This window comes from Rhodobacter sp. NTK016B, from assembly GCF_017303295.1.
GTDB lineage: Bacteria > Pseudomonadota > Alphaproteobacteria > Rhodobacterales > Rhodobacteraceae > Pararhodobacter.
The window spans coordinates 35,530-55,850 of the sequence record NZ_JAFKOK010000016.1 but is presented as its reverse complement, the minus strand read 5'-3'; the positions used below and the strand labels follow the sequence as shown (position 1 = coordinate 55,850).

The 20,321-nt window shown below is 66.1% G+C and carries 22 protein-coding genes; 6 read left to right on the top strand and 16 right to left on the bottom strand.

Annotation, left to right across the window (positions count from 1 at the left end; genetic code table 11):
• Positions 1 to 129: 129 nt before the first annotated feature.
• Entirely contained in the window at positions 130 to 825 is a 696-nt protein-coding gene (locus tag JI664_RS19405; protein ID WP_207015434.1) for a CDP-alcohol phosphatidyltransferase family protein, read from the top strand.
• On the opposite strand, the gene JI664_RS19400 is transcribed toward JI664_RS19405, so the two are convergent.
• Entirely contained in the window at positions 822 to 1,658 is an 837-nt protein-coding gene (locus tag JI664_RS19400) for an EamA family transporter (RefSeq protein ID WP_207015433.1), read from the bottom strand. The genes JI664_RS19405 and JI664_RS19400 overlap by 4 nt on opposite strands.
• 97 nt (positions 1,659 to 1,755) lie before the next feature.
• Between JI664_RS19400 and JI664_RS19395 the strand changes: the two genes are divergently transcribed.
• A complete protein-coding gene (locus tag JI664_RS19395) occupies positions 1,756 to 2,628 on the top strand; it encodes a LysR substrate-binding domain-containing protein (RefSeq protein ID WP_207015432.1) in 873 nt (290 codons plus the stop codon).
• Here the strand turns inward: JI664_RS19395 and JI664_RS19390 are convergent.
• The 5 genes from JI664_RS19390 to JI664_RS19370 all read right to left on the bottom strand — a co-directional run bounded on the left by JI664_RS19390 (position 2,625) and on the right by JI664_RS19370 (position 7,195).
• Complete coding sequence (locus JI664_RS19390) at positions 2,625 to 3,083, bottom strand: methylated-DNA--[protein]-cysteine S-methyltransferase (RefSeq protein ID WP_207015431.1); 459 nt, start codon at positions 3,081 to 3,083, stop codon at positions 2,625 to 2,627. The two genes, JI664_RS19395 and JI664_RS19390, sit on opposite strands and share 4 nt — an antisense overlap.
• On the bottom strand, positions 3,083 to 3,412 hold the full coding sequence (locus tag JI664_RS19385) for a DnaJ family domain-containing protein (RefSeq protein WP_207015430.1): 330 nt from the start codon (positions 3,410 to 3,412) through the stop codon (positions 3,083 to 3,085). Before JI664_RS19385 ends, JI664_RS19390 begins: the two co-directional genes overlap by 1 nt.
• Positions 3,413 to 3,462: 50 nt before the next feature.
• Complete coding sequence (locus tag JI664_RS19380; RefSeq protein WP_207015429.1) at positions 3,463 to 3,678, bottom strand: DUF2798 domain-containing protein; 216 nt, start codon at positions 3,676 to 3,678, stop codon at positions 3,463 to 3,465.
• Between the two features lie 140 nt (positions 3,679 to 3,818).
• Entirely contained in the window at positions 3,819 to 6,719 is a 2,901-nt protein-coding gene (gene ileS / locus JI664_RS19375) for an isoleucine--tRNA ligase (RefSeq protein ID WP_207015428.1), read from the bottom strand.
• 176 nt (positions 6,720 to 6,895) lie between these two features.
• Positions 6,896 to 7,195: a hypothetical protein gene (locus JI664_RS19370; protein ID WP_207015427.1), complete on the bottom strand. Its 300-nt coding sequence runs from the start codon at positions 7,193 to 7,195 to the stop codon at positions 6,896 to 6,898.
• Positions 7,196 to 7,405: 210 nt separating this feature from the next.
• Between JI664_RS19370 and JI664_RS19365 the strand changes: the two genes are divergently transcribed.
• Entirely contained in the window at positions 7,406 to 7,909 is a 504-nt protein-coding gene (locus tag JI664_RS19365) for a MarR family transcriptional regulator (RefSeq protein ID WP_207015426.1), read from the top strand.
• Positions 7,910 to 7,939: 30 nt separating this feature from the next.
• Here JI664_RS19365 and JI664_RS19360 read toward each other — a convergent pair whose 3' ends face one another.
• Positions 7,940 to 8,509, bottom strand: coding sequence for a YqgE/AlgH family protein (locus JI664_RS19360; protein ID WP_286174191.1), 570 nt, complete (start codon positions 8,507 to 8,509; stop codon positions 7,940 to 7,942).
• A gap of 121 nt (positions 8,510 to 8,630) precedes the next feature.
• Here JI664_RS19360 and JI664_RS19355 point away from each other — a divergent pair, with 121 nt between their 5' ends.
• Positions 8,631 to 9,467, top strand: a complete 837-nt coding sequence (locus JI664_RS19355; RefSeq protein WP_207015425.1) for a protein-disulfide reductase DsbD domain-containing protein — start codon at positions 8,631 to 8,633, stop codon at positions 9,465 to 9,467.
• A 4-nt stretch (positions 9,468 to 9,471) separates the two neighbouring features.
• Here the strand turns inward: JI664_RS19355 and JI664_RS19350 are convergent, their stop codons facing one another.
• From JI664_RS19350 to rpmI, 7 genes are all read right to left on the bottom strand, one after another.
• Positions 9,472 to 12,897, bottom strand: a complete 3,426-nt coding sequence (locus JI664_RS19350; RefSeq protein ID WP_207015424.1) for an efflux RND transporter permease subunit — start codon at positions 12,895 to 12,897, stop codon at positions 9,472 to 9,474.
• Between the two features lie 27 nt (positions 12,898 to 12,924).
• Entirely contained in the window at positions 12,925 to 14,400 is a 1,476-nt protein-coding gene (locus tag JI664_RS19345; protein WP_207015423.1) for an efflux RND transporter periplasmic adaptor subunit, read from the bottom strand.
• A 93-nt stretch (positions 14,401 to 14,493) separates the two neighbouring features.
• A complete protein-coding gene (gene moaB, locus JI664_RS19340) occupies positions 14,494 to 15,036 on the bottom strand; it encodes a molybdenum cofactor biosynthesis protein B (protein WP_207015422.1) in 543 nt (180 codons plus the stop codon).
• 8 nt (positions 15,037 to 15,044) lie between these two features.
• A complete protein-coding gene (locus JI664_RS19335; protein ID WP_207015421.1) occupies positions 15,045 to 15,653 on the bottom strand; it encodes a LysE family translocator in 609 nt (202 codons plus the stop codon).
• Positions 15,650 to 16,471, bottom strand: coding sequence for a uracil-DNA glycosylase (locus tag JI664_RS19330; protein WP_286174190.1), 822 nt, complete (start codon positions 16,469 to 16,471; stop codon positions 15,650 to 15,652). Before JI664_RS19330 ends, JI664_RS19335 begins: the two co-directional genes overlap by 4 nt.
• 150 nt (positions 16,472 to 16,621) lie before the next feature.
• Positions 16,622 to 16,990: a 50S ribosomal protein L20 gene (gene rplT, locus JI664_RS19325; protein WP_207015419.1), complete on the bottom strand. Its 369-nt coding sequence runs from the start codon at positions 16,988 to 16,990 to the stop codon at positions 16,622 to 16,624.
• Between the two features lie 17 nt (positions 16,991 to 17,007).
• The gene (gene rpmI / locus JI664_RS19320; protein WP_109533816.1) at positions 17,008 to 17,208 is read right to left on the bottom strand and encodes a 50S ribosomal protein L35; all 201 of its coding nucleotides are present in this window, start codon (positions 17,206 to 17,208) and stop codon (positions 17,008 to 17,010) included.
• 232 nt (positions 17,209 to 17,440) lie between these two features.
• On the opposite strand from rpmI, the gene JI664_RS19315 reads away from it, so the two are divergent.
• A complete protein-coding gene (locus JI664_RS19315) occupies positions 17,441 to 17,902 on the top strand; it encodes a PaaI family thioesterase (protein WP_207015418.1) in 462 nt (153 codons plus the stop codon).
• A gap of 31 nt (positions 17,903 to 17,933) precedes the next feature.
• Here the strand turns inward: JI664_RS19315 and JI664_RS19310 are convergent, their stop codons facing one another.
• Positions 17,934 to 18,173 carry a hypothetical protein gene (locus JI664_RS19310; RefSeq protein ID WP_207015417.1) on the bottom strand — a complete coding sequence of 80 codons (240 nt, stop codon included), beginning with the start codon at positions 18,171 to 18,173 and terminating at the stop codon, positions 17,934 to 17,936.
• 31 nt (positions 18,174 to 18,204) lie between these two features.
• Positions 18,205 to 19,650, bottom strand: coding sequence for a pyruvate kinase (pyk, locus tag JI664_RS19305; protein ID WP_207015416.1), 1,446 nt, complete (start codon positions 19,648 to 19,650; stop codon positions 18,205 to 18,207).
• A 218-nt stretch (positions 19,651 to 19,868) separates the two neighbouring features.
• Between pyk and JI664_RS19300 the strand changes: the two genes are divergently transcribed.
• Positions 19,869 to 20,186 (top strand): DUF1244 domain-containing protein, encoded by a 318-nt coding sequence (locus tag JI664_RS19300; RefSeq protein ID WP_207015415.1) that lies wholly within the window; start codon positions 19,869 to 19,871, stop codon positions 20,184 to 20,186.
• Positions 20,187 to 20,321: the final 135 nt, after the last annotated feature.

The window sequence follows — 20,321 nt, the reverse complement described above, 5'->3', positions numbered from 1 at the left end:
GACGGCCCATACTGCCCCATGCACGCGCGCGCAGCCAGCCCGGCGGGTCCCGCATCCCCGATGCTGCGCTTGCGAAATCGTTAACCGCGACGCCTTGCCACAGCGGCGCATTCACGGCAGACAGGGAAAATGATGGAAACCTTTCGTGCCTATTTCGTCCATATGTTCACCGCAACCGGCGCGGTGTTCTCGATGCTCGCCATGCTTGCCGCCGCCGAGGGCGAATGGTCGCTCATGTTCCTGTGGCTGGTCGTCGCCTTCATCGTTGACGGCATCGACGGGCCGATGGCGCGAAAATACGACGTGAAGACCAAGGCGCCGATCATCGACGGCGTGCTTCTGGACCTCATCATCGACTATCTCACCTATGTGTTCATCCCTGCCTTCGCGCTGTTCAATTCGGGGCTTTTGCCCGGCTGGACTGGCTGGATCGCGATCATCGTCATCACCTTCGCCTCGGTCCTGTATTTCGCCGATACGCGCATGAAAACGGCGGATGCGTCGTTTTCGGGCTTTCCGGGCTGCTGGAACATGCTCGCCGTGGTGGTCTTCGCTGTGCGCCCCGATTTCTGGACCATCCTTGGCCTTGTCGTCGTGCTGTCGGTGACGATGTTCCTGCGCATCAAGTTCGTGCATCCGGTCCGCACCCAGCGCTGGCGGTTCATCACCCTGCCCGTGGCGCTGATCTGGGTGGGCCTTGCCATCGTCGCGGCGTGGATGGATTTCCAACAGCCGCATGCGGTGACCATCGGCCTGATCGCGACCAGCATCTACCTTCTGGGCGCAGGCGCCGTGCAGCAGGTGATCTACCGCGAACGGCTTTAAAGCCGCGTCAGCACGACACCCGCGACAATCAGCAGGGCCGCGATCGCCTTGCCCCGATCCATCCGCTCGCCAAAGAACAGCCAGCCCAGCAGAACCGCGAACAGGATCGAGGTCTCGCGCAGCGCGCCCACAAGCGCGATGGGCGCCTCGGTCATCGCCCAGACGACGATGGCATAGGCACCGAAAGACGCCGTCCCCGCCGCCAGCCCAACGGCCCAGCCGCGCAGTGGTACGCGCAGCACCGCTCGCCCCCTGAGCGCGACAATGGCGGGTGTATAGACCAGCGCTGCACCGACCATGAGCCAGCCCACATAGGCCAGCGGCGTGCCCGACACCCGCGCGCCCAACCCGTCGACCAGCGTATAGCCCGCCGTTGCCAGCGCCGCGCCGAGGGCGAAGGGCAACAGCCGCCGCGACTCGCCCGAGGTCAGCACGCCGCGCGCCATCAGCGCGATACCACCGCCAAGGATCACGATGCCCCACAACTCGTTCCCCTCCAGCGGATCGGACAAGAACAGAAGCGATACGATCAGCACGATCATCGGCGCCGTGCCGCGCGCGATGGGATAGACCCGGCTCAGATCGCCCTGTTCATAGGCATAGGCAAGGAACAGCTGATACGCCATGTGCACCAGCGCCGAGCCCGCGATCCACGGCCACGCGGCGGGGGCCGGGAAAGGCTGCGTCAAAGCCAGCGCCAATCCGATCAGCGATTGCGTCGTCGACAGCACGAACATCGAGCTTTGCTTCGACAGCCCGGTCTTGATGACCGCGTTCCAGCCCGCATGGAGCAACGCGGCAAACAGGACGGCAAGCAGGATGGCAGGGGTCATGGCCGAGCCTCAACGGGAAACTTCCTGTCGCGCAGACATCACAAAGCGACTAAGAAGACAAAGAACTAATTCTCCCCGCTTCGTGCGTTTTTGGAACATGAGCCGCCGCGACCTTCCCCTCTCAGCGCTTCGGGCTTACGAGGCTTTCGGCACCACCGGCTCGATGTCGGCGGCGGCCGAGGCGCTTGGCGTCACCCATTCCGCCGTCTCGCGCCAGATCCGGCAGCTTGAGGAGCGTCTGGGCGTCGCGCTGGTCGAAGGCCCGCGCAGCGCCACACGCCCGACACAGGCCGGGGCGCAGCTTCTGCCGCAGCTCTCGCGCGGCTTCGACGCGCTGGAAGAGGCGCTGCGCGCTCTGCCCCGCCAGACCGACAGCGTCGATGTGTCGAGCCTCGCCACCTTTGCCATGCGCTGGCTCATTCCCCGGCTGCACAATTTCCAGACCCGGCAGCCGGGCCTGCGCGTGCGGCTGACCTCGGATTACGCGCCGGTCGACACCTCGGCTTCGGGGCCCGATGTGGCGATCCGGGTCGGCGCGGGCGGCTGGCCCTCGGGTTGGGGCATCAAGACGCTCTTTGCCGACACGATCGGCCCGGTCGTCGCGCCCCGCTGGGCCGGGTATGTCACATCCGATTTCGCCCGCATCCCGCGCCTGACCTCATCGTCTCGCCAAGGCACGTGGGAGACATGGGCGCAGGCCGCCGGTCGCACTGTCGCCCCGGGCAGGCAAAGCGAATTCGAACATTTCCACTACAAACTCGAAGCCGTGCTTTCGGGCCTCGGCGCTGCCGTCCTGCCGGAAGTGCTGATCCGTTCGGAGCTTGCCGCAGGCCGGCTGATCGCGCCCTATGGCTTTCAGCCCAGCGGCATGGCCTATGTCGCCCTGACGCGCCCCGAGCCGTCGCGTCCGGCCCGGCTGTTTCGTGACTGGCTGGTGGCCGAAGCCCGACGCGACGGACAGGACGCCTAGATCAGCAGCCCGCCCGCGCGTTCATGGCGCAAGAGCCAGACCTTGGTCTCGATCCCGCCGGGGGCCGAGAACCCGCCCAGCCCGTTTGCGCCGAGCACCCGGTGACACGGCACGATCAGCGGGATCGGATTGCCCCCGCAGAGCTGCCCCATCGCCTGTGCGCTGATCTTCAGACCGCGCGCGAGCTCGCCATAGGTCCGCGTCTCGCCGGTCGGGATCGCCCGCATCGCCGCGCAGGCCGCTTGCTGCGCCGCGCTCGCCTTGATCGACAGCGGAAGGTCGAACGCGGTCAGGGCGTCGTCGAAATAGGCCCGGACCTGTCGCGCGGCCTTGGCGAGCAGCGGGGTGTCGCCGGATTCTGCGTCCATCTCGTCCCAGCTGGCCCGCGTGATGGCGCCGTCCTGCTCGACCAGCGTGAAGACGCCGGTGGGGGTGTCGATGGTAAGCGCGGGCATCAGCGCATCAGCTTGCGGCGACCGTCCTGCGCAAGGGCAAGACGTAGCTCGACCTTGGACAGTTCCGCCATGATCTCGCGCTGGCGCTCGGGGTCCGTTTCGGCCCGGTAGGCTGCGCGGATCGCGGCGGCCTGCTTTTTCAGCGTGATTTCATCGGGCAGCCCGCCCGCCTCGGCGACGATCCGCATCGAGGCGCGCTCACCGGCCGAGACGAAGGCATCCTCGGGGCGTTTAGGCAGCGGTTTCCCCTGCCCGGCGATCTCGTCCATCTTGCCCTCGGCCTGCGCCAGCGCGATCTGACGCTCGACCATGTGTTCGAATCCGCTCATAGCGTCCTCCTTTGCCAGAGACTAGCACGGAAGCGACCGCAAGCGAGGCCTCAGCCGATCCGTGCCAAGCGTTCGGCCCAACGGCGCGAAACCGGCCCCAGCCCAATCGCCAGCGGCACGGCAAGCAGCCAGGTCAACGGCCATGCCAGCAGCCAGCGCAGCACAAAGCCCGCATCAAAACCGGTATTCAGCAGGGTGACGAAGCCCGACATGATGAGCGACATCAGCGTCCCCATCATCAGGCCGGTGTAAAAACGGATCTTCATGCGGCTTGTCCTAACGTGCGGACACAGGAATCGAGCACGATCTGCCTGCGGTCAACCCGATTCAGCGTGTCGAAAAGCAGGGTTGCAAAATGTGCAGGCCGCCCCGGCGATTGCGCCGGGGCGGCCTGAAGCCTGCGGGATCAGCCCAGCGCGGCGTCGCAGCGCGCGCAGGTGCCCGGATGCTTGTGCGTGCCGACATCGGGCAGGATCTTCCAGCAGCGCTGGCATTTCTGGCCCTCGGCATGGTGGAACACCACGCCCACGCCCGGCACGTCCTCAGCCGTGAAAGCGCCCTCGGGGGCTTCGCCCTGCGTCAGGGTGATGGCCGAGGTGATGCAGAGGGTCGAGAACGTGTCGGGATTGGTCACGATCTGCGCCAGTTCCGGCGACAGGTAGACACTCGGCGCGGCTTCAAGGCTGGCACCGATGGTCTTGTTGCGACGCTCGACTTCCAGCGCCCCGGTGACGACCCGGCGCACCGCGCGCACCTTTTGCGCCCGCGCCGCCAGTTCCGGGTCCAGCCAGCTGTCCGGCGTGGCCGGGAAGTCGTGCAGATGGACGCTCTCGCCCTCGCCCGGAAAACGCGACAGCCAGACATCTTCCATCGTGAAGGGCAGGATCGGCGCCAGCCACGTGGTCAGGCGGTGGAACAGCGCGTCCATCACCGTCAGCGTGGCCAGCCGCACCGGGCTGTCCGCCGGATCGCAATAAAGCGCGTCCTTGCGGATGTCGAAATAGAAGGCCGACAGATCCGTGGTCGCGAAGGCGAACAGCGACTGGAACACGCCCTGGAAGTCGAAGGCGGCATAGGATTTGCGCACCTGCGCATCGAGCTCGGCCAGCCGGTGCAGCATCAGCTGTTCCAGCTCGGGCATGGCGTCGCGCGCCACCGCCTTGGCCGGATCGTAAGCGCCCAGAGCGCCCAGCATGAAGCGCAGCGTGTTGCGCAAGCGGCGATAGCTGTCGGCGGTCCCTTTCAGGATCTCTTTGCCGATCCGCTGATCCTGCGTGTAGTCCGACAGCGCCACCCACAGCCGCAGGATATCCGCGCCGTACTGGTCGATGACTTCCTGCGGGACCACGGTGTTGCCGATGGACTTGGACATCTTCATGCCCTTCTCGTCCAGCGTGAACCCATGCGTCACGACATTGCGATACGGCGCACGCCCCTTGGTGCCGCAGCCCTGCAGCATCGAGGAATGGAACCAGCCGCGATGCTGGTCGGTGCCTTCCATGTAGACATCAGCGATGCCGTCCGGCACGCCGTCTTCGCGGTCGCGCAGCACGAAGGCATGGGTCGAGCCAGAGTCGAACCACACGTCGAGAATGTCAAAAACCTGATCATAGGCTTCGGGATCGTGCAGGTCTTTCAGCACCCGCTCTTTGAAGCCTTCCACATACCATGCATCCGCGCCCTCTTCCTCGAATGCCAGACGAATTCGCGTATTGACCTGCGGGTCCTTCAGCAGGAAATCCGCATCGTCCGGTTTCGCGCCTTTCTTGACGAAGCAGGTCAGCGGCACGCCCCAGGCGCGCTGGCGCGAAAGCACCCAGTCGGGGCGGCTTTCCATCATCGAATGCAGGCGGTTGCGCCCCGAGACCGGGGTGAACTTGACCAGATCCTCGATCGACTTCAGCGCACGCTGGCGGATCGTGTCGCCATACTGGCCCATCCCGTCATCGAGCACCTTGTCGATCGCGGCGAACCATTGCGGCGTGTTTCGGTAGATCACCGGCGCTTTCGAGCGCCAGCTATGCGGATAGGAGTGCTTGAGCTTGCCCTTGGCCAGAAGCGCCCCGGCCCAGGCGAGGTTCTTGATGACGCTCACATTGGCCGGACCGTCCTTGCCGTCCTGCGCGATGATCGCTTCGCCGCCGAAGATCGGCAGATCGGCGCGATAGGTGCCGTCGGGCTCGACGTTGTAGGTCATCGGCAGCTTGAATTTCAGGCCAAGCTGGTAGTCGTCATCGCCGTGGCTGGGCGCGGTATGCACGAAGCCCGTCCCCGCATCGTCGGTCACGTGGTCGCCGGGCAGCATGGGGACATCGTAATCCCATTCGCCATTGCCGTTCTCGACACCGCGGAACGGGTGGGCAAGCACCAGCCCCGACAGCTCGTCAGCCGCAACGTCGCGCAGCTTCTCGAAGCCGGTCACCTTGGCTGCCGTCATCACGCCCTCGGCCAGCGCATCAGCCAGCAGGATCATCTCGCCCACCGTCGCCGTGGCCTTCTCGTCGGCCTCGGTCACGCGGTACAGGCCATAGGCAATGTCCGGGTTATAGGCGACCGCGCGGTTTTGCGGGATGGTCCAGGGCGTCGTGGTCCAGATCACCACCGAGGCCCTGTCCAGCGCTCCGTCCACCGGCTTGAAACGCACCCAGATCTGATGGCTGGTATGGTCGTGATACTCAACCTCGGCTTCGGCCAGTGCGGTCTTCTCGACCGGCGACCACATCACGGGTTTCGAGCCCTGATAGAGCGCGCCGTTCATCAGGAATTTCATGAATTCCTCGGCGATCACCGCCTCGGCGTGGAAATCCATCGTCAGATAGGGATCGTTCCACGTCCCGGTGATGCCCAGACGCTTGAATTCCTCTCGCTGGACGTCGATCCAGCCTTCGGCGAATTTCCGGCATTCCTGACGGAAATCGACGATATCGACGTCGTCCTTGTCCAGCCCCTTGGCGCGGTATTGTTCCTCGATCTTCCACTCGATGGGCAGACCATGGCAATCCCAACCCGGCACGTAGCGGCTGTCAAAGCCCATCATCTGGTGCGAGCGCACGATGATGTCCTTGATCGTCTTGTTCAGCGCGTGGCCGATATGCAGATGCCCATTCGCATAGGGAGGGCCGTCATGCAGGATGAAAGGCTTGCGGTCGCCCGAGGTCTTGGCCTTTTCGCGCAGCGCCTCATAGACGCCGATCCGCTCCCAACGGGCCAGCCATTCGGGCTCGCGCTGGGGCAGGCCCGCGCGCATCGGAAAATCGGTTTCGGGCAGAAACAGGGTGTCTTTGTAGTCAGGGGTATCCGCGCACATCGCGTGAGCTCCGGTCGTCTCGATCACAGGGGGAATAGCAAAGGTCGGCGCAGGTCGCCATACGCCTTGTCCCGGCAACTCTGGTCAGAGCGCCGGGCCGCTAATTCGAATGATGGCCGCGAGACGATACCCCATGAAGCGGCGTATAGGCCGCGCGGCCATCGGGGTAAAGGGGGTCAGCAGGGCCCGCCGACAAGGCCCAGACCGTAGCCCGCGCGGTAAAGCCCGACCAGCACCGCCGCCGCGCCGATGATCCGGTTCACATTGGCATTCTCGCCTGTACCGGGCCGGGCAAGCGCCACGAGCCCGGCCAAAACCGCCAGCGCCCCGAAAGCCAGCGCGCCGTAATCCATGAAACGACAGGTGCCCACGCCGTTGCGGCTGGACGTCGACAGATAGGTCACACTGATGATGAAGCTCAGACCAGCGAAAATGGCCGCCGCCTTGGCGGCGCCGGTAATATCACGCCATGACATGATGAAATCCTTGCAGTCGAAAAAAGGTGTAAAATGGTCATCGATAAAATCGAACCCACAGCCTGACACCGCCCTGCGCGCCCGTCAATCCACGCGCGCGGGCGCTCAAAAAACGGCGCTGACATGGCTTTCGCCCCCTCTCCCGAGGTCACTTTGCTTTACGCGTTAAAAATCTCTTGATTTTCGCCGCAAGGGATGAATTGTTACCGTATGGTAGCATTGACAGCCCCCACTTCCCCCGCCGCGCCCGAAGAGCCGTCTCAGGCCCCTACGGCAACCAATTACTACGAACGCTCGCTGACCGTGGCCCTTCTCAGGGCGCGGGAATCGACCATGCGGCGTTTCAAGAAATACGTCGATGAAAGGGACCTGTCGCTGCCCCAATGGCGGGTCCTGCGCGCGCTGGCCGATGGCGAACCGCTCGATGCGGGGACGCTGTGCGAGCGGTGCGTGATCCTGCCCCCGTCGCTGACGCGCATCCTGCGCGCACTGGGTGAGCGCGGACTGACCCGGCAGGTCGAATGCGCCGATGCGCGCCGCCACATGGTCACGCTCAGCGAAAAGGGGCAGACGATGTTCGACGAACTGGTCGGCGCCTCGGAACACTCGCGCCGCGAGATCTACGACGCGTTCGGCCCCGAGAAGATGGCGCTTCTGCTCGATCTGCTCAACGAATTGCGCGAAATCACCGAAACCCTGCCCGATCACGACTGACCGAAGGGCGTGCAGGCGGGGCTTTGCGCGTCAGGCGCGCCCCGCCACCGCCGACAAGCCGACGGGATCGACGCCCATGGATTTCAGGGCGCCGTTCCACTGATGCTCGCCCGGATCGTCGGAAAAGATCAGCCCGCGCGGCGCGGCGGTGGTCAGCCACGCATTCTGCACGATCTCGTCTTCCAACTGACCGGGGCCCCAGCCCGAATAGCCCAGCGCCAGAAGCCATTGATGCGGCCCCGTGCCGGTGGCGATCGCGCGCAGGATATCGGTCGAGGCGCTCAGCATCAGTCCTTCGGGCAGCGGCTGCGCATCCTCGTCCTCGAACCCGTCATCGCCATGCAGCACGAAACCGCGCTGGGTCTCGACCGGGCCGCCCGACAGGACCGGCGCATCGGCCAGAGCCTCGTTGGCTTCGATGCCGATCTGCTCCAGCACGTCGCCCAGCGACAGATGCGGCAGCGGTCGGTTCAGAACCAGCCCGAACGCGCCTTCCGGATTATGCGCACAGATATAGATCACCGAATGCTCGAAACGGCGGTCCCCCATGGCCGGGGTCGAAATCAGCAGCTTTCCGGTCAGATCCAAAGTCATCGACATGGTGGCGTGCTCCCTCTCCCCTCAATGTGGAGCGCGCTCCGCCGATTGCCAAGGCCGGGCTCTTCCGCCTCTCGCCGTTTTGTGACTTTTCGCCCCCCGCCGTTCTGCTAAGCACAACGCCATGACTTCGCATAGCCCCACCCTTCGCGCCGCCCTACGGGGCGCGCTGGCAGCCCTCGCTCTCGTCACAGCCCCGCTTGCCGCTGCCGCCCAGAGCCGCGGCGCGCCGGTCGTCGAAGCCGAGATCCTGCCCGGCTGGGCCACCGATCGCGGCACGCATATGGCCGCGCTGCACCTGCGCCTGTCACCGGGCTGGCATACCTATTGGCGTGTCCCGGGCGATGCTGGCATTGCGCCGCGCTTCGACTGGAGCCGCTCGCAGAACGTAGCCGCGATCCGGCCGATCTGGCCGCGGCCCGAGGTTTTCGATCAGAACGGCTATCGCAGCTACGGCTACGAAGACGAGTTGATCCTGCCCATCGAGATCACCCCCGCCGATGCCGGGCGTCCGATGGCGCTGATGGGCGAGATGGCTCTGGGGGTGTGCAACGAAACCTGCGTGCCCGCCGATGTCTCGGTCGAACACGTGATCCGCGGCGCGGGCGGGCTCGATCCACGCATCCAGAGCGCGCTCGACAGCGCCTCCCGTCCCGGCAGTCGCGCGGGTCTCGGCGGCGCGACCTGCCGTCTGGTGCCCGGCGCGAACGGGGCTGCGCTGACCCTGCGCGCGACCATCCCGCCGCAGGGCGGAGACGAGCATGTCATCGTCGAGCTTCCCGGCTCGGCCTACCGTGTCATCCGCCGCGACACCCGCCGCGAAGGCGGTGAGCTGGTGGCCGAGACACAACTGCGCGCGCCGCGCCGGGGCGAGGCCGCCGCCATCGACCGCTCATCGGTCATCTTCACCGTGCTGAGCGATACCAGCATGGTCTGGGGTCAGGGCTGCACCGGCGGTTGAGCCGTTATTCCGCCGCCGGTGGCAGCGCCCGCTTGCGACCGGGCAACAGCGTCAGCAACCCGCCCAGCCCCCAAAGCGCCAGCACGCCGCCGCCCACCGCCGTCAGGAACACGCCGAACGCCGGGACCATTCCCGCCGCGCCCGGCAGGACCAGCGCGGTCAGCGGCCCGGCTTCCTGCATCGCCAGCGTCCAGCCCATCGTCAGCGCGAAGGCCAGCGTGACCAGCGCTGCCGCAACCCATGGCAGCGCCCGCAGCCCCGCCCCGACTTGCGCGCGCGGCATCCGCAAGGCGCGCTTAAGCGACCGCGCCGCCCGGCTCATGTCGTGCCCTGCCGCCAGCAGCGACGGCACGATGAGCAGCACAAGGAACATCCCGAAGCCCAGCCCATAGGCCAGCGTCACCACCGTGGGCCGAAGGAATTGCGCGTCGTTCGAGCGCTCGAACAACAAGGGCCCAAGCCCCATCACCGTGGTAGCCGTGGTCAGGAAGACGGGCCGCAAACGGTCGGCGGCGGCATCGGCGATCGAGGGCAACAGGCCACGATCCTTGGCGTAATCGTCCACGGTCGTCACCAGCACGATGGAATCGTTGATGATGATCCCCGCCATGCCGATGATCCCCACGACCGAGAACATCGTCAGCGGAATGTTCCACGCCGCATGGCCATAGATCACCCCGATCATGCCGAAGGGGATGACCGACATCACGATCAGCGGCCGCAGCCAGCTTGAGAACACCCAGGCCAGCACGAGGTAGATCGCGATCAGGCAGATCATCGCGCCCAGAGCGGCGTCGCTGAGGAACTGGTCCTCTTGCTCGCTCAGCCCCGACAGCCGGAAGGTCACGCCGAAATCCGAGGCTAGCTGCGGCAGGATCTCGGTTTCAAGCTGGGCCAGCAGGGCCGAGGCGGCGGCGGCGTCCTCTTCGTCCAGCGTGCCGCTTACCGTGACCAGTTGCAGCCCGTTCTCGCGGTTGATCGCGCTGAACCCCTGCTGCGTGCGCACCCGCACGATGTCGCCCAGCGGCAGATAGCGCCCCGATTCGCTGCGCAACAGCGTGCTTTCCAGAAAATCGGCGGCGCGCTCGCTTTCGGGCAGGCGCACCCAGATCTCGGCCGAGCGCACGCCGTCGGGGAAGACCGCCGCTTCGATCCCGCTCAGCCGCTGACGCAATTCGCGCGCCAGAATGTCGGTCGAAAAGCCCAGCGCCTGCCCCTGCGGCGTCAGCTCCAGAACCAGCTCTTCCTTGTCATAGGCCAGCGTGTCTTCCAGCCCGGTGACGATCGGATAGGCTTCGAGCAGCGCCTTCAGCGCCTCGGCGGCGGCTTTCAGCGTCTCGGCATCTGCGCCGATCAGATCCACCGACAGCGAATCCCCGCCCGGTCCCATGCCGTAAGAGCGGAAGCTCAGCTCTTCCAGAAGCGGATGCTCGCGCACCTCGTCTTGCAGCATGGCGGTGAATTCAAAAGACGAATAGGGCCGGTTATCCGCGTCAATCAGGTCGATGGTCAGCGATCCCAGCTGATCGGGCGTGCGGTTTTCCGACGCCGCCAGCCCGCGCCCCGAATTCGCCCCTACCTCGGCCAGGATCGACGCCACGGGCCACGCCCCGTGCTCGGCCTCAAGCCGCTCGGACAGGGCTGTCGACGCGCGCTGCAATTCGCGCACGACCGCCATCGTATCCTCGCGCGTGGCGTCCGAGGTCATGACGAAATTGGCCCGCAGCGTCCCCTGTTCGGGCGACGAGAAGAAGCGCCACGTCACCGTGCCGCCCAGAAACGCCGTCGCGCCCCAGGCCAGCAGCACGACAAGCCCCGCCAGCACCACGTAGCGCGCGCGGATCACCAGATGCATGAAGCGCAGGAAGATCCGGTCGCGGAACCAGTCAAAGCCCCGGTTCACAATACGCGACGGCCAGTCGTACCAATGTTCCTTGGCCGCGCCGGCCAGCGCATGGGCCATGTGGTTGGGCAGGATCAGGAAGCATTCGATGACCGAGGCGATCAGCACGGCGATCACCGTCCACGGAATATCGGCGATCATGTCGCCGAAGCGTCCGCCCACCGCTGTCAGGCCGCCAAAGGCGATGACCGTGGTCAGCGACGCCGCCATGACCGGCATCCCCATCCGCGTCGCGGCGTTCTCGGCAGCCTCGAAGGGCGTCTCTTTGAGCACACGGAACCGCCAGTCGGCGTGCTCGCCCACGACGATGGCGTCGTCGACGACGATCCCCAGCGTGATGATCAGCGCGAAAAGCGAGATCATGTTCAAGCTCATGCCGGTCGCATACATGAAGGACACAGCCGCCAGCATCGACACGGGGATCCCCGCCGCCACCCACAACGCGGTGCGCGCATTCAGGAACAGGAACAGCAACACAACGACCAGCCCCAGCCCCTGCAATCCGTTCGACACAAGGATGTTCAGCCGCCCCGAGATCAGATCCGCGCGCGCATTGGCCAGCATGATCGTCGTGCCCTCGGGCAGCGACAGCATCATGTCGTCGGCCACCGATTGCACAGTTTCCTGAATGCCGATCGCGTCACCGTTCTCCGAGCGGTCGACCCGCACCGTCAGCGCCTGCCCGGCATCCGAATAATAGGCCAGATCGCGGTCCACGGCCTCTTCCCGGACCTGCGCCACGTCCCCCACGGTCAGCGTGCTGCCATCGGGCGCCGAGCGCAGCACGATGGCGCCAATCTCTTCGGCGCTGCGCCGCTCTTGCCCCGTGCGCACGCGCTGCGCGCCGCCCGACAATTCGCCCGACGGATCGACCGAAACCGACGCATCGATCGCTGCCGCGATCTCGGCCATGGTCACATCGTATTGCACCAGCCGCATCGACGGCACTTCGACCGAAATCTCGGGCGAGGCGATGCCCTGTATCGACGCTCTCGTGATCCCGGCCGAGAACAGGCGCGCGACGAATTCGTCCGTGAACAGCGCCAGTTGCTCGATCGAAACCGGTCCCGAAATGATGACATTCGTCACCCGGTCTCGCCATGTCGAGCGCAGGATGCGCGCATCCTCGGCCTCTTCGGGCAGCGTCGAGATACTGTCGATCGCGTCCTCGACATCCGCCGTGGCACGCTCGATATCCCAGCCGGGTTCGAATTCCAGCGAAAAGGACGCCCGCCCCTCGGTTGCGCGGGTCTCGGTCGACATCACGCCCTCGACCGCCATCAGCGCGGGTTCGACGACCTGCACGATGGCCGCGTCGACATCGCCCGCCCCGGCGCCCGGCCACGCAATGCTGACAGAAACCGTATCGACCACGACGTCGGGAAAGAACTGCGCGTGCATCCGTGGCAGCGACAACACCCCTGCCGCCAGCATCAGGACCAAAACCAGATTGGCGGCGGTGCGGTGGCGGGTGAAATACCGGAACAGACCGAACGCGCGGGAAATGATCGACTTGTCACGCGCCATGGATCACGCTCCTAGCCCTACCCGCGCTCATCCGCCCTGCCGCCCGGTGCCGCTTTCCAGACGCTCGATCAGCCTTGCAGGGACCGTGTCCTGCTCAAGCTGCGCCAGAATGCGCGTGCGCACCGGCTCGGGGATGCGGGTGTTGGTCTCGACATGGGCGATCAGCGCCGCGCGCCGTTCGGCATCCAGCGTCACAAGTTCCGGCGCCTGCGGGATCTCGGCCTGTGCGGCATCGGCGCTGCGCTGCGGGTTGATGCGGATGCCCGCGCCCAGAAGCGGGTTGCGCGCGGCGACGATCTCGCGCCCGGCCAGCGCCTCGGCATGGATCAGCACATCGTCACCCTGCCGCCGCACCACCTCGACCCGCGCCGCTTCCAGCCGGTCGTCCGCCCCCAGAACCAGCACCTCGCCCCCGGCATCGACGGCGGCAGAGGGCACCAGCGCCACGCCTGCCACTTCCGGCTCTGTGATCCGCACGACGACGAAATCGCCGGGCCGGAAACCGCGCGGCTGCAGGATTGAGGCAAAGATCACCCGCCCCGATTGCCCGTCGCCCACGGAAGGGGCCACACGGCTCAGTTGTCCTGTCGAGGTGATCTCGACCCCGCCCAGTTCCAGCGAAATTTCGACCCCGGCATCGACCAGATCGCCCGCGTCGTCGAGCAGCCGCAGATATTGCGCCGTCGACAGCCGGAACGACACTTCCAGCCGGTCGGGATCGATGATCGAGGCAAGCTGCTCGTTCGACGCGACCTGCCCGCCCGCCACGGCACTGGTGCCGCTCAGCACGCCCGCGAAGCTGGCGGTGATCTCGGTCTCGGCCACGGCGCGCTCGGCTTCCGACAGATTGATGCGCTGGCGTTCCAGCGCCGAGCGTGCCGTGGCCACCCGCGCCAGCGCCGTCGCTTCGGCCTGTCGCCGCGAGATCAGCGCCGCCCGGGCCGAGGCGAAAGCCAGCTCGGCCTCTTCGACCGCCGCCGCCGAACCGATGCCGCGCTCTTGTATCGTCTGTTGCCGCTCAAAGGCCCGCCGGCGCAGATCGACCTGCGCCTCGGCTTCCTCGCGGTCCAGCCGCACCAGCTCTTGCGCCAGCTCGGCATCCCGCAGCTCATCCTCGGCCTGCGCCAGATCCGCCCGCACCAGCTCCAGTGCCGCCTGCGCATCCGCCGGATCGAGCCGGACCAGAACCTGCCCTTCCTGCACGCTGGCCCCTTCTTCGAACCCCTCGGCCAATTCCAGAATGCGCCCCCCCGACGGCGCGCGCAGTTCCAGCGTGCGGCGTGAGACGACCTCGCCAAAGGCTGACAGGACCGGCGCCACGATGCCCGGCTCCAGTGTCAGCACGCGCGCGGTGAAGACCCGTTCGCGCGGCGCGCGAGTCCGGCTTTCCTGCGCGGCCCGGTCGGCCAGCGTGTCGCGCACCATACCGCCCGCAAAGGCCAGCAGGCCCAGCGCGACAGCACCGAGGAACACGGCGATCAAGCTTCGGGTCAGAAAACGCATCGCGGGACTTTCGACATATTTAACTTACGAAGGATGCAACCGGTTGGATCACTGGACAAGCATAACCCGGCAAGCATAGCACGTCCCGGCGCGTCACTTCCGTCGCAGATGCTCGTCGAGACGCGGCATGATTTCCACGAAGTTGCAGGGCCGGTGACGGAAATCGAGCTGCCAGTGCAGGATCTCGTCCCACGCATCCTTGCACGCGCCGGGCGAGCCGGGCAGCGCGAACAGATAGGTCCCGCCCGCAACGCCCCCGGTGGCGCGGCTCTGCACTGCCGAGGTGCCGATCTTCTGCATCGACACCATGGTAAAGACGGTGGCGAAGGCCTCGATCTCTTTCTCGTAGACATCGCGATGCGCCTCGACCGTCACGTCGCGGCCCGTCAGCCCCGTGCCGCCTGTCGACAGGACGACATCGACGCCGTCATCGTCGATCCATTGCCGCAGCTGCTGGGCGATCATCGCCCGTTCGTCGGGCAGGATCATGCGCCCGGCAAGGATATGCCCGTCCGCCGTCAGCCGCTCGACCAGAACGTCGCCCGAGCGATCGTCGTCCGGCGTGCGGGTATCCGACACGGTCAGCACGGCGATGCGTACCGGGATGAAGGATTTGCTTTCGTCGATACGGCCCATGCTCAGCCTCATTTCAGGAATGCGAGCCGGGTCGCGAGCCCGGCAAAGATCACGGCCGAGACGCGTCCCAGCACCGTGGCGAAGCGTGCCGAGCGCATCAGCCGCCCGGCCATCCCTCCGGCCGCAAGACCGACCGCCCCGTTCACCAAGAGCCCGCCCAGCGACAGAATAGCGCCCAAGAGCAGGAATTGTGGAAGGACCGCCGCGGCAGGGTCGAGGAACTGAGGGATGAAGGCCAGAACGAACAGGATGACCTTGGGATTGGTCAGGTTGACCGTCAGCCCCTCGCGGAACGCCCGTCGGGGCGCGACCGGCGGCACCTCGGGCAGGCCCGCCGCGCGCAGGGATTTCCACGCGAGCCAAAGAAGATAGGCCACGCCCAGCCAGCGGATCGCGTCGAACAGCGCCGGATGCGCGGCGACCAGTGCCTCAAGCCCAAGCCCCGCCACCACGACATGCACCATACCGCCCAGCGCGATGCCCAGATTGGCCGCCATCGCCGCGCGTGGCCCGCCGCGCAACCCCTGCCCCAGACAGAACATCATGTCAGCGCCGGGCGTGAGGTTCAGCGCCAGCGCCGCCGGGACATAGGTCAGCAGGACCACGGGCTCGATCACGGCAAGGCCCTCAGCCGCGCCTGCAATTCCAGCAGATCGGCCCAGGCCTCGCGCTTGGCTTCGGGCGAGCGCAGCAGATAGGCCGGGTGCATCATCGGGATCGCGGGACGCCCCGCAACCTCGGCCCATTTGCCGCGCAGTTTCAGGATGCCGCGCCGCCCCAGCAGCGCGTCGCAGGCGACATTGCCCACCACGACCAGAATCTCGGGATCGGCCAGCTCGATATGGCGCAACAGGAAAGGCCGCAACATCGCCAGCTCGTCCTTCGTGGGCTCGCGATTGGCGGGCGGACGCCATGGGACTGTGTTGGTGATATACAGCGCCTGCCCCGGATCGGGGCTTTCGCGCGACAGCCGGATCGCGCCGAACATCACGTCCAGAAGCTGGCCCGCGCGGCCCACGAAGGGACGTCCGATGCGGTCCTCGTCGGCGCCCGGCCCCTCGCCCACGATCATCACCCGCGCCTGCGGATTGCCATCGGCGAAGACACAGTTGCGCGCGCCGCGCTTCAGGCCGCAATGCGGGAAGACCGACAGCGCCTCGTGCAGCGACGGCAGGTCCTGCGCCGCGCGTGCTGCGCGCTCGGCCGCGTCGATGGCCACGGCGGCATCGTCGGGCGGCGGGGCTACGGGCGTGGCGGGCGCTGCGGCAGAAGGCGCGTCGCGCCGGGTTTCGGGCGGGGCTTCGCGCGCCGCTTCACGCTCGGCCCGCGCTTCGGCCACCGAGGCGAATCGGTCCACCGGATCGGCGCCCAGCGCCTCCGTCACGCCCAGTTCCACCTGCCATTCCAGCAGGGCCCGGGCCAAGTGCCAATCCATCGCCGCGTTCATGCGCGCGACCCTAGCTTATCGCGCGCGCCGCGCCAATGCGGCGCGATGCGCCGGTAACATCAAAGCCGGTAACGCCAAAGACAAAGGGCCGCCCCGAAGGACGGCCCCTGCCGAATTCTCAAACGCTCAGCGGATCGCTTACGCCTTGGCGGCGGCGTCCTGCGCGTTGCTCACGATCTGGGCGAACGCTTCGGGCTCGTGAACGGCCAGATCGGCCAGAACCTTGCGGTCGACTTCGATCCCGGCAACGTCCAGCATGTGGATAAAGCGCGAATAGGTCAGCGACGGATCGATCGCGCGGACCGCGGCGTTGATCCGCTGGATCCACAGCGCGCGGAAGCTGCGCTTGCGGGCCTTGCGGTCGCGGGTTGCGTATTGGTTCGCCTTGTCGACCGCCTGCGTGGCGGTACGGAAGTTGCGCGAACGGGCGCTATAGTAACCGGACGCCTGCTTGATAACCTTGCGGTGACGGGCGTGGGTGACCTTGCCGGATTTGACGCGTGCCATGTGTGTCTCTCCTCAGCTCAGCGGTCGTAGGGCATGTAGGACTTGACGATCTTCGCGTCCTGATCGCTCAGCACCGTGGTGCCGCGCGCGTCGCGAATGAACTTCTTGGTCCGTTTGATCATGCCATGGCGCTTGCCGGCCTGAGCCGATTTCACGTGGCCATTGGCCGTGACCTTGAAGCGCTTCTTGGCGCTCGCCTTGGTCTTCATCTTGGGCATTTCCGTCTCCTGTCTTGATCGAGAGGTCAGAACGCGCGACTCGGCATGCCACTTTGGCCGGTCACGCGGGTGATGAGCGCGCCCTCTACCGCGCGCCCGCAGCCTTTGCAAGAGCCATCGGCCCGCGATCGCCCCTGTCGCGCAGAAAACGCCCCGACGCAAGGTCACGGCGCCCCCTGCTTTGCATCGGCGCGCGACGAGGGTAGCTCTGTTTCAACAACAGAGGTGCCCCATGACCGAGACAAACGCCGCCAAACCGATCTGGAAAACCCCCTTCTCCATCGAACGCGCGAACCAGCTGAGCGAAGGATGTGTGAACGCGCGGCTGGGGATCGAGCTGATCGAGGCCGGTCCCGACTATGTCGTCGCCCGCATGCCCGTCGATGAGCGGACCAAGCAGCCCGCCGGGATCCTGCATGGCGGCGCCTCGGTGCTGCTGGCCGAAACGCTTGCGTCTTTCGCCGGGGCGTTCTGCGTCGACCCCAAGACGCAATCCGTCGTCGGGCAGGAAATCAATGCCAACCACCTGCGCTCGGCGACCGGGGGCTTTGTCACCGGCACCGCGCGGCCCCTGCATCTGGGGCGCCGCTCGCATGTCTGGGAAATCCACATCACCAACGATGACGGCAAGCTCGTCTGCGTGTCGCGCATGACGCTGGCGGTGATCGACCGCCCGTCCACTGACCGGTACTGACAGGCTGACGCCTGACGGGTGGCCGCGCGCCTCAGCGCGGCCAGTACCGGGCCGCGGTCTCGAGCAGAAGATTCGGAACGTTGCGCCAGTCATAGCCGTCACCGGGATGGGTGAATTGCGCCCAGCCCACGACCAGCCCCCCCAGAACCACGAGGATCAGCGCGGCCCAGGGAAAGCGCCGGTCGGCCCAGGCCGAGACCAACGCCACGAAGGCGAGCGGGAAAAAGACCAGCCCCACGAGAAAGAGCAGGTCGCGGTCGAGCATATCCATGAATCGGCGGCCTTTGATGTGTGGGCCCGAGTCAATCGCTCTCGGCGCGGTAAATCAAGCGCTCGTCGCAGGGGGCGACGCGCAGGATGTTGGTCGTGCCCGGCTGGTTGAACGGCACGCCCGCCGTCACCACGATCTGATCGGCCTGCGTGCCGAAACCCAGCTCGCGCACCGCGCGCGCGGCGCTGACCACGGCGGATTTGAACCGTTCGATCGGGCCGGTCGCGACACAGGTCACGCCCCAGACAAGGCACAGCCGCCGCAGCGTATGCACCGAGGTGCTCAGCGCAAGGATCGGCACATGCGGACGCTCGCGCGCGACTTTCAGCGCAGTGGTCCCGGATTCGGTGAAACAGCAGATCGCCTTGATATCCGTGGATTCCGCAATCTCGCGCGCGGCCGCCACGATACCGTCGGCGATCGAGGTCCGCTCATAGGTGCGGAAAGCGGCGATGACCTGCTGATAGGTCGCGTCCTTTTCCACCGACAGCGCGGTGTTGTGCATCGTGCGCACAGCCTCGACCGGGTAATTGCCCGCCGCCGATTCCGCCGACAGCATCACCGCGTCGGCCCCCTCGTAGATCGCGGTGGCCACGTCCGACACTTCGGCCCGCGTCGGCATCGGGCTTTCGATCATCGATTCCATCATCTGCGTGGCCACGATCACCGGCTTGGCCAGCGCCCGCGAGCGCCGCACCAACCGTTTCTGGATCGGCGGCACCGCATGGACCGGCAGTTCAACGCCCAGATCGCCGCGCGCCACCATGATGCCGTCGGACACCGCCGCGATGTCGTCGAAGCAGTTCACCGCCGCCGGTTTCTCGATCTTGGCCAGGATCGCCGCCCGGCCCCGCGCCAGTTCGCGGGCTTCTTCCACGTCCTCGGGGCGTTGCACGAAGCTCAGCGCCAGCCAGTCGACGCCCAGATCGCAGACGAATTCCAGATCCGCCTTGTCCTTGTCGGACAGCGCGCGCAACGGCAGCACCACATCGGGTACGTTGACGCCCTTGCGGTTGGAAATCACGCCTCCCACGACGACGATGCAATCGGCGTAATCCTCGCCGCAATCTTCGACCTTCAGGCGGATCTTGCCGTCATTGACCAGCAGGCTTGCGCCCGGCTTCAGCGCAGCGAAAATCTCGGGATGGGGCAGCGTGACGCGTTTGTGGTCGCCCTCGGTCTCGTCGAGATCGAAGCGAAAGCGCTCACCCTCTTCCAGCTCGACGGCGCCGACCGCGAAGGTTCCCACCCGCAGCTTCGGCCCCTGCAGATCGGCCAGCAGCGCGATCGGGCGGCCGGTATCCTTTTCGATCTGCCGCACGATAGCGTGGCGCGCGGCGATTTCGGCATGCGAGCCGTGGCTCATGTTCAGGCGGAACACATCGGCGCCGGCGTCGAACAGCGCGCGGATCGTCGCCATGTCCGACGATGCCGGGCCCAGCGTGGCCACGATCTTGACGTTGCGGTTGCGGCGCATGGCGCCTCCTTCCTGCTGTACCTGGGCTTTGCGGTTTCCTATCGCGCAAATGTTACGATGCGGCAACCGTCCAGGCTTGGTTCGTGTGAACGCTAACACCAGTTTTCGTCAAATGTTAAGCGTCACTCTGTCTCAGCGCCCTGTGGGGCATGTCTTGACCCGTGCGGGCCAAAACGCCAGTTCTGAAGCGAAGCGAACAAAGATTGAGCGAGGCTGTCATGGATGACGCAACCCGGACCCGCATCGAGGCCGCGACCTATCGGCGGCTGATCGAGCACCTGATGAACGACCGCCCCGACGCGCAGAATATCGACATGATGAATCTCGCCGGGTTCTGCCGAAACTGCCTGAGCCGCTGGTATGGTGAAGCGGCGGCGAAAGAAGGCATCGAGATGTCGAAAGAGGAATCGCGCGAGATCGTCTATGGCATGCCCTATGACGCATGGCGCGCGAAGAACCAGCGCGAAGCCACGCCCGAGCAGCTCAAGGCCTTCGACACCGCGTTTGAACAGAATGTGGGTCCGCGCAAGGACTGACGCGCCCACCCTTCCCCGCGAATCGCAACACCCGGCCACAAGAGCCGGGTGTTGTCATTTCGGGGGTGAATCGGGGCAGCGGACGGCATTGTCTTTTCCGCTCGCCCGACAATCTTCCGCACGACAAACGACTGT

Bases quoted from the DNA above. Each gene is read 5' to 3' on its own strand.
- JI664_RS19360 (WP_286174191.1), bottom strand. From the start codon at position 8,509: ATGTCGATGACTTTGGATCTGACCGGAAAGCTGCTGATTTCGACCCCG.
- JI664_RS19350 (WP_207015424.1), bottom strand. From the start codon at position 12,897: ATGGCGCGTGACAAGTCGATCATTTCCCGCGCGTTCGGTCTGTTCCGG.
- JI664_RS19395 (WP_207015432.1), top strand. From the start codon at position 1,756: ATGAGCCGCCGCGACCTTCCCCTCTCAGCGCTTCGGGCTTACGAGGCT.
- rpmI (WP_109533816.1), bottom strand. From the start codon at position 17,208: ATGCCCAAGATGAAGACCAAGGCGAGCGCCAAGAAGCGCTTCAAGGTC.
- JI664_RS19380 (WP_207015429.1), bottom strand. From the start codon at position 3,678: ATGAAGATCCGTTTTTACACCGGCCTGATGATGGGGACGCTGATGTCG.
- JI664_RS19345 (WP_207015423.1), bottom strand. From the start codon at position 14,400: ATGCGTTTTCTGACCCGAAGCTTGATCGCCGTGTTCCTCGGTGCTGTC.
- JI664_RS19355 (WP_207015425.1), top strand. From the start codon at position 8,631: ATGACTTCGCATAGCCCCACCCTTCGCGCCGCCCTACGGGGCGCGCTG.
- JI664_RS19370 (WP_207015427.1), bottom strand. From the start codon at position 7,195: ATGTCATGGCGTGATATTACCGGCGCCGCCAAGGCGGCGGCCATTTTC.
- JI664_RS19405 (WP_207015434.1), top strand. From the start codon at position 130: ATGATGGAAACCTTTCGTGCCTATTTCGTCCATATGTTCACCGCAACC.
- JI664_RS19310 (WP_207015417.1), bottom strand. From the start codon at position 18,173: ATGGATATGCTCGACCGCGACCTGCTCTTTCTCGTGGGGCTGGTCTTT.
- JI664_RS19330 (WP_286174190.1), bottom strand. From the start codon at position 16,471: ATGGATTGGCACTTGGCCCGGGCCCTGCTGGAATGGCAGGTGGAACTG.
- JI664_RS19315 (WP_207015418.1), top strand. From the start codon at position 17,441: ATGACCGAGACAAACGCCGCCAAACCGATCTGGAAAACCCCCTTCTCC.
- JI664_RS19390 (WP_207015431.1), bottom strand. From the start codon at position 3,083: ATGCCCGCGCTTACCATCGACACCCCCACCGGCGTCTTCACGCTGGTC.
- JI664_RS19365 (WP_207015426.1), top strand. From the start codon at position 7,406: ATGGTAGCATTGACAGCCCCCACTTCCCCCGCCGCGCCCGAAGAGCCG.
- ileS (WP_207015428.1), bottom strand. From the start codon at position 6,719: ATGTGCGCGGATACCCCTGACTACAAAGACACCCTGTTTCTGCCCGAA.
- JI664_RS19300 (WP_207015415.1), top strand. From the start codon at position 19,869: ATGGATGACGCAACCCGGACCCGCATCGAGGCCGCGACCTATCGGCGG.
- pyk (WP_207015416.1), bottom strand. From the start codon at position 19,650: ATGCGCCGCAACCGCAACGTCAAGATCGTGGCCACGCTGGGCCCGGCA.
- JI664_RS19400 (WP_207015433.1), bottom strand. From the start codon at position 1,658: ATGACCCCTGCCATCCTGCTTGCCGTCCTGTTTGCCGCGTTGCTCCAT.
- JI664_RS19385 (WP_207015430.1), bottom strand. From the start codon at position 3,412: ATGAGCGGATTCGAACACATGGTCGAGCGTCAGATCGCGCTGGCGCAG.
- rplT (WP_207015419.1), bottom strand. From the start codon at position 16,990: ATGGCACGCGTCAAATCCGGCAAGGTCACCCACGCCCGTCACCGCAAG.
- moaB (WP_207015422.1), bottom strand. From the start codon at position 15,036: ATGGGCCGTATCGACGAAAGCAAATCCTTCATCCCGGTACGCATCGCC.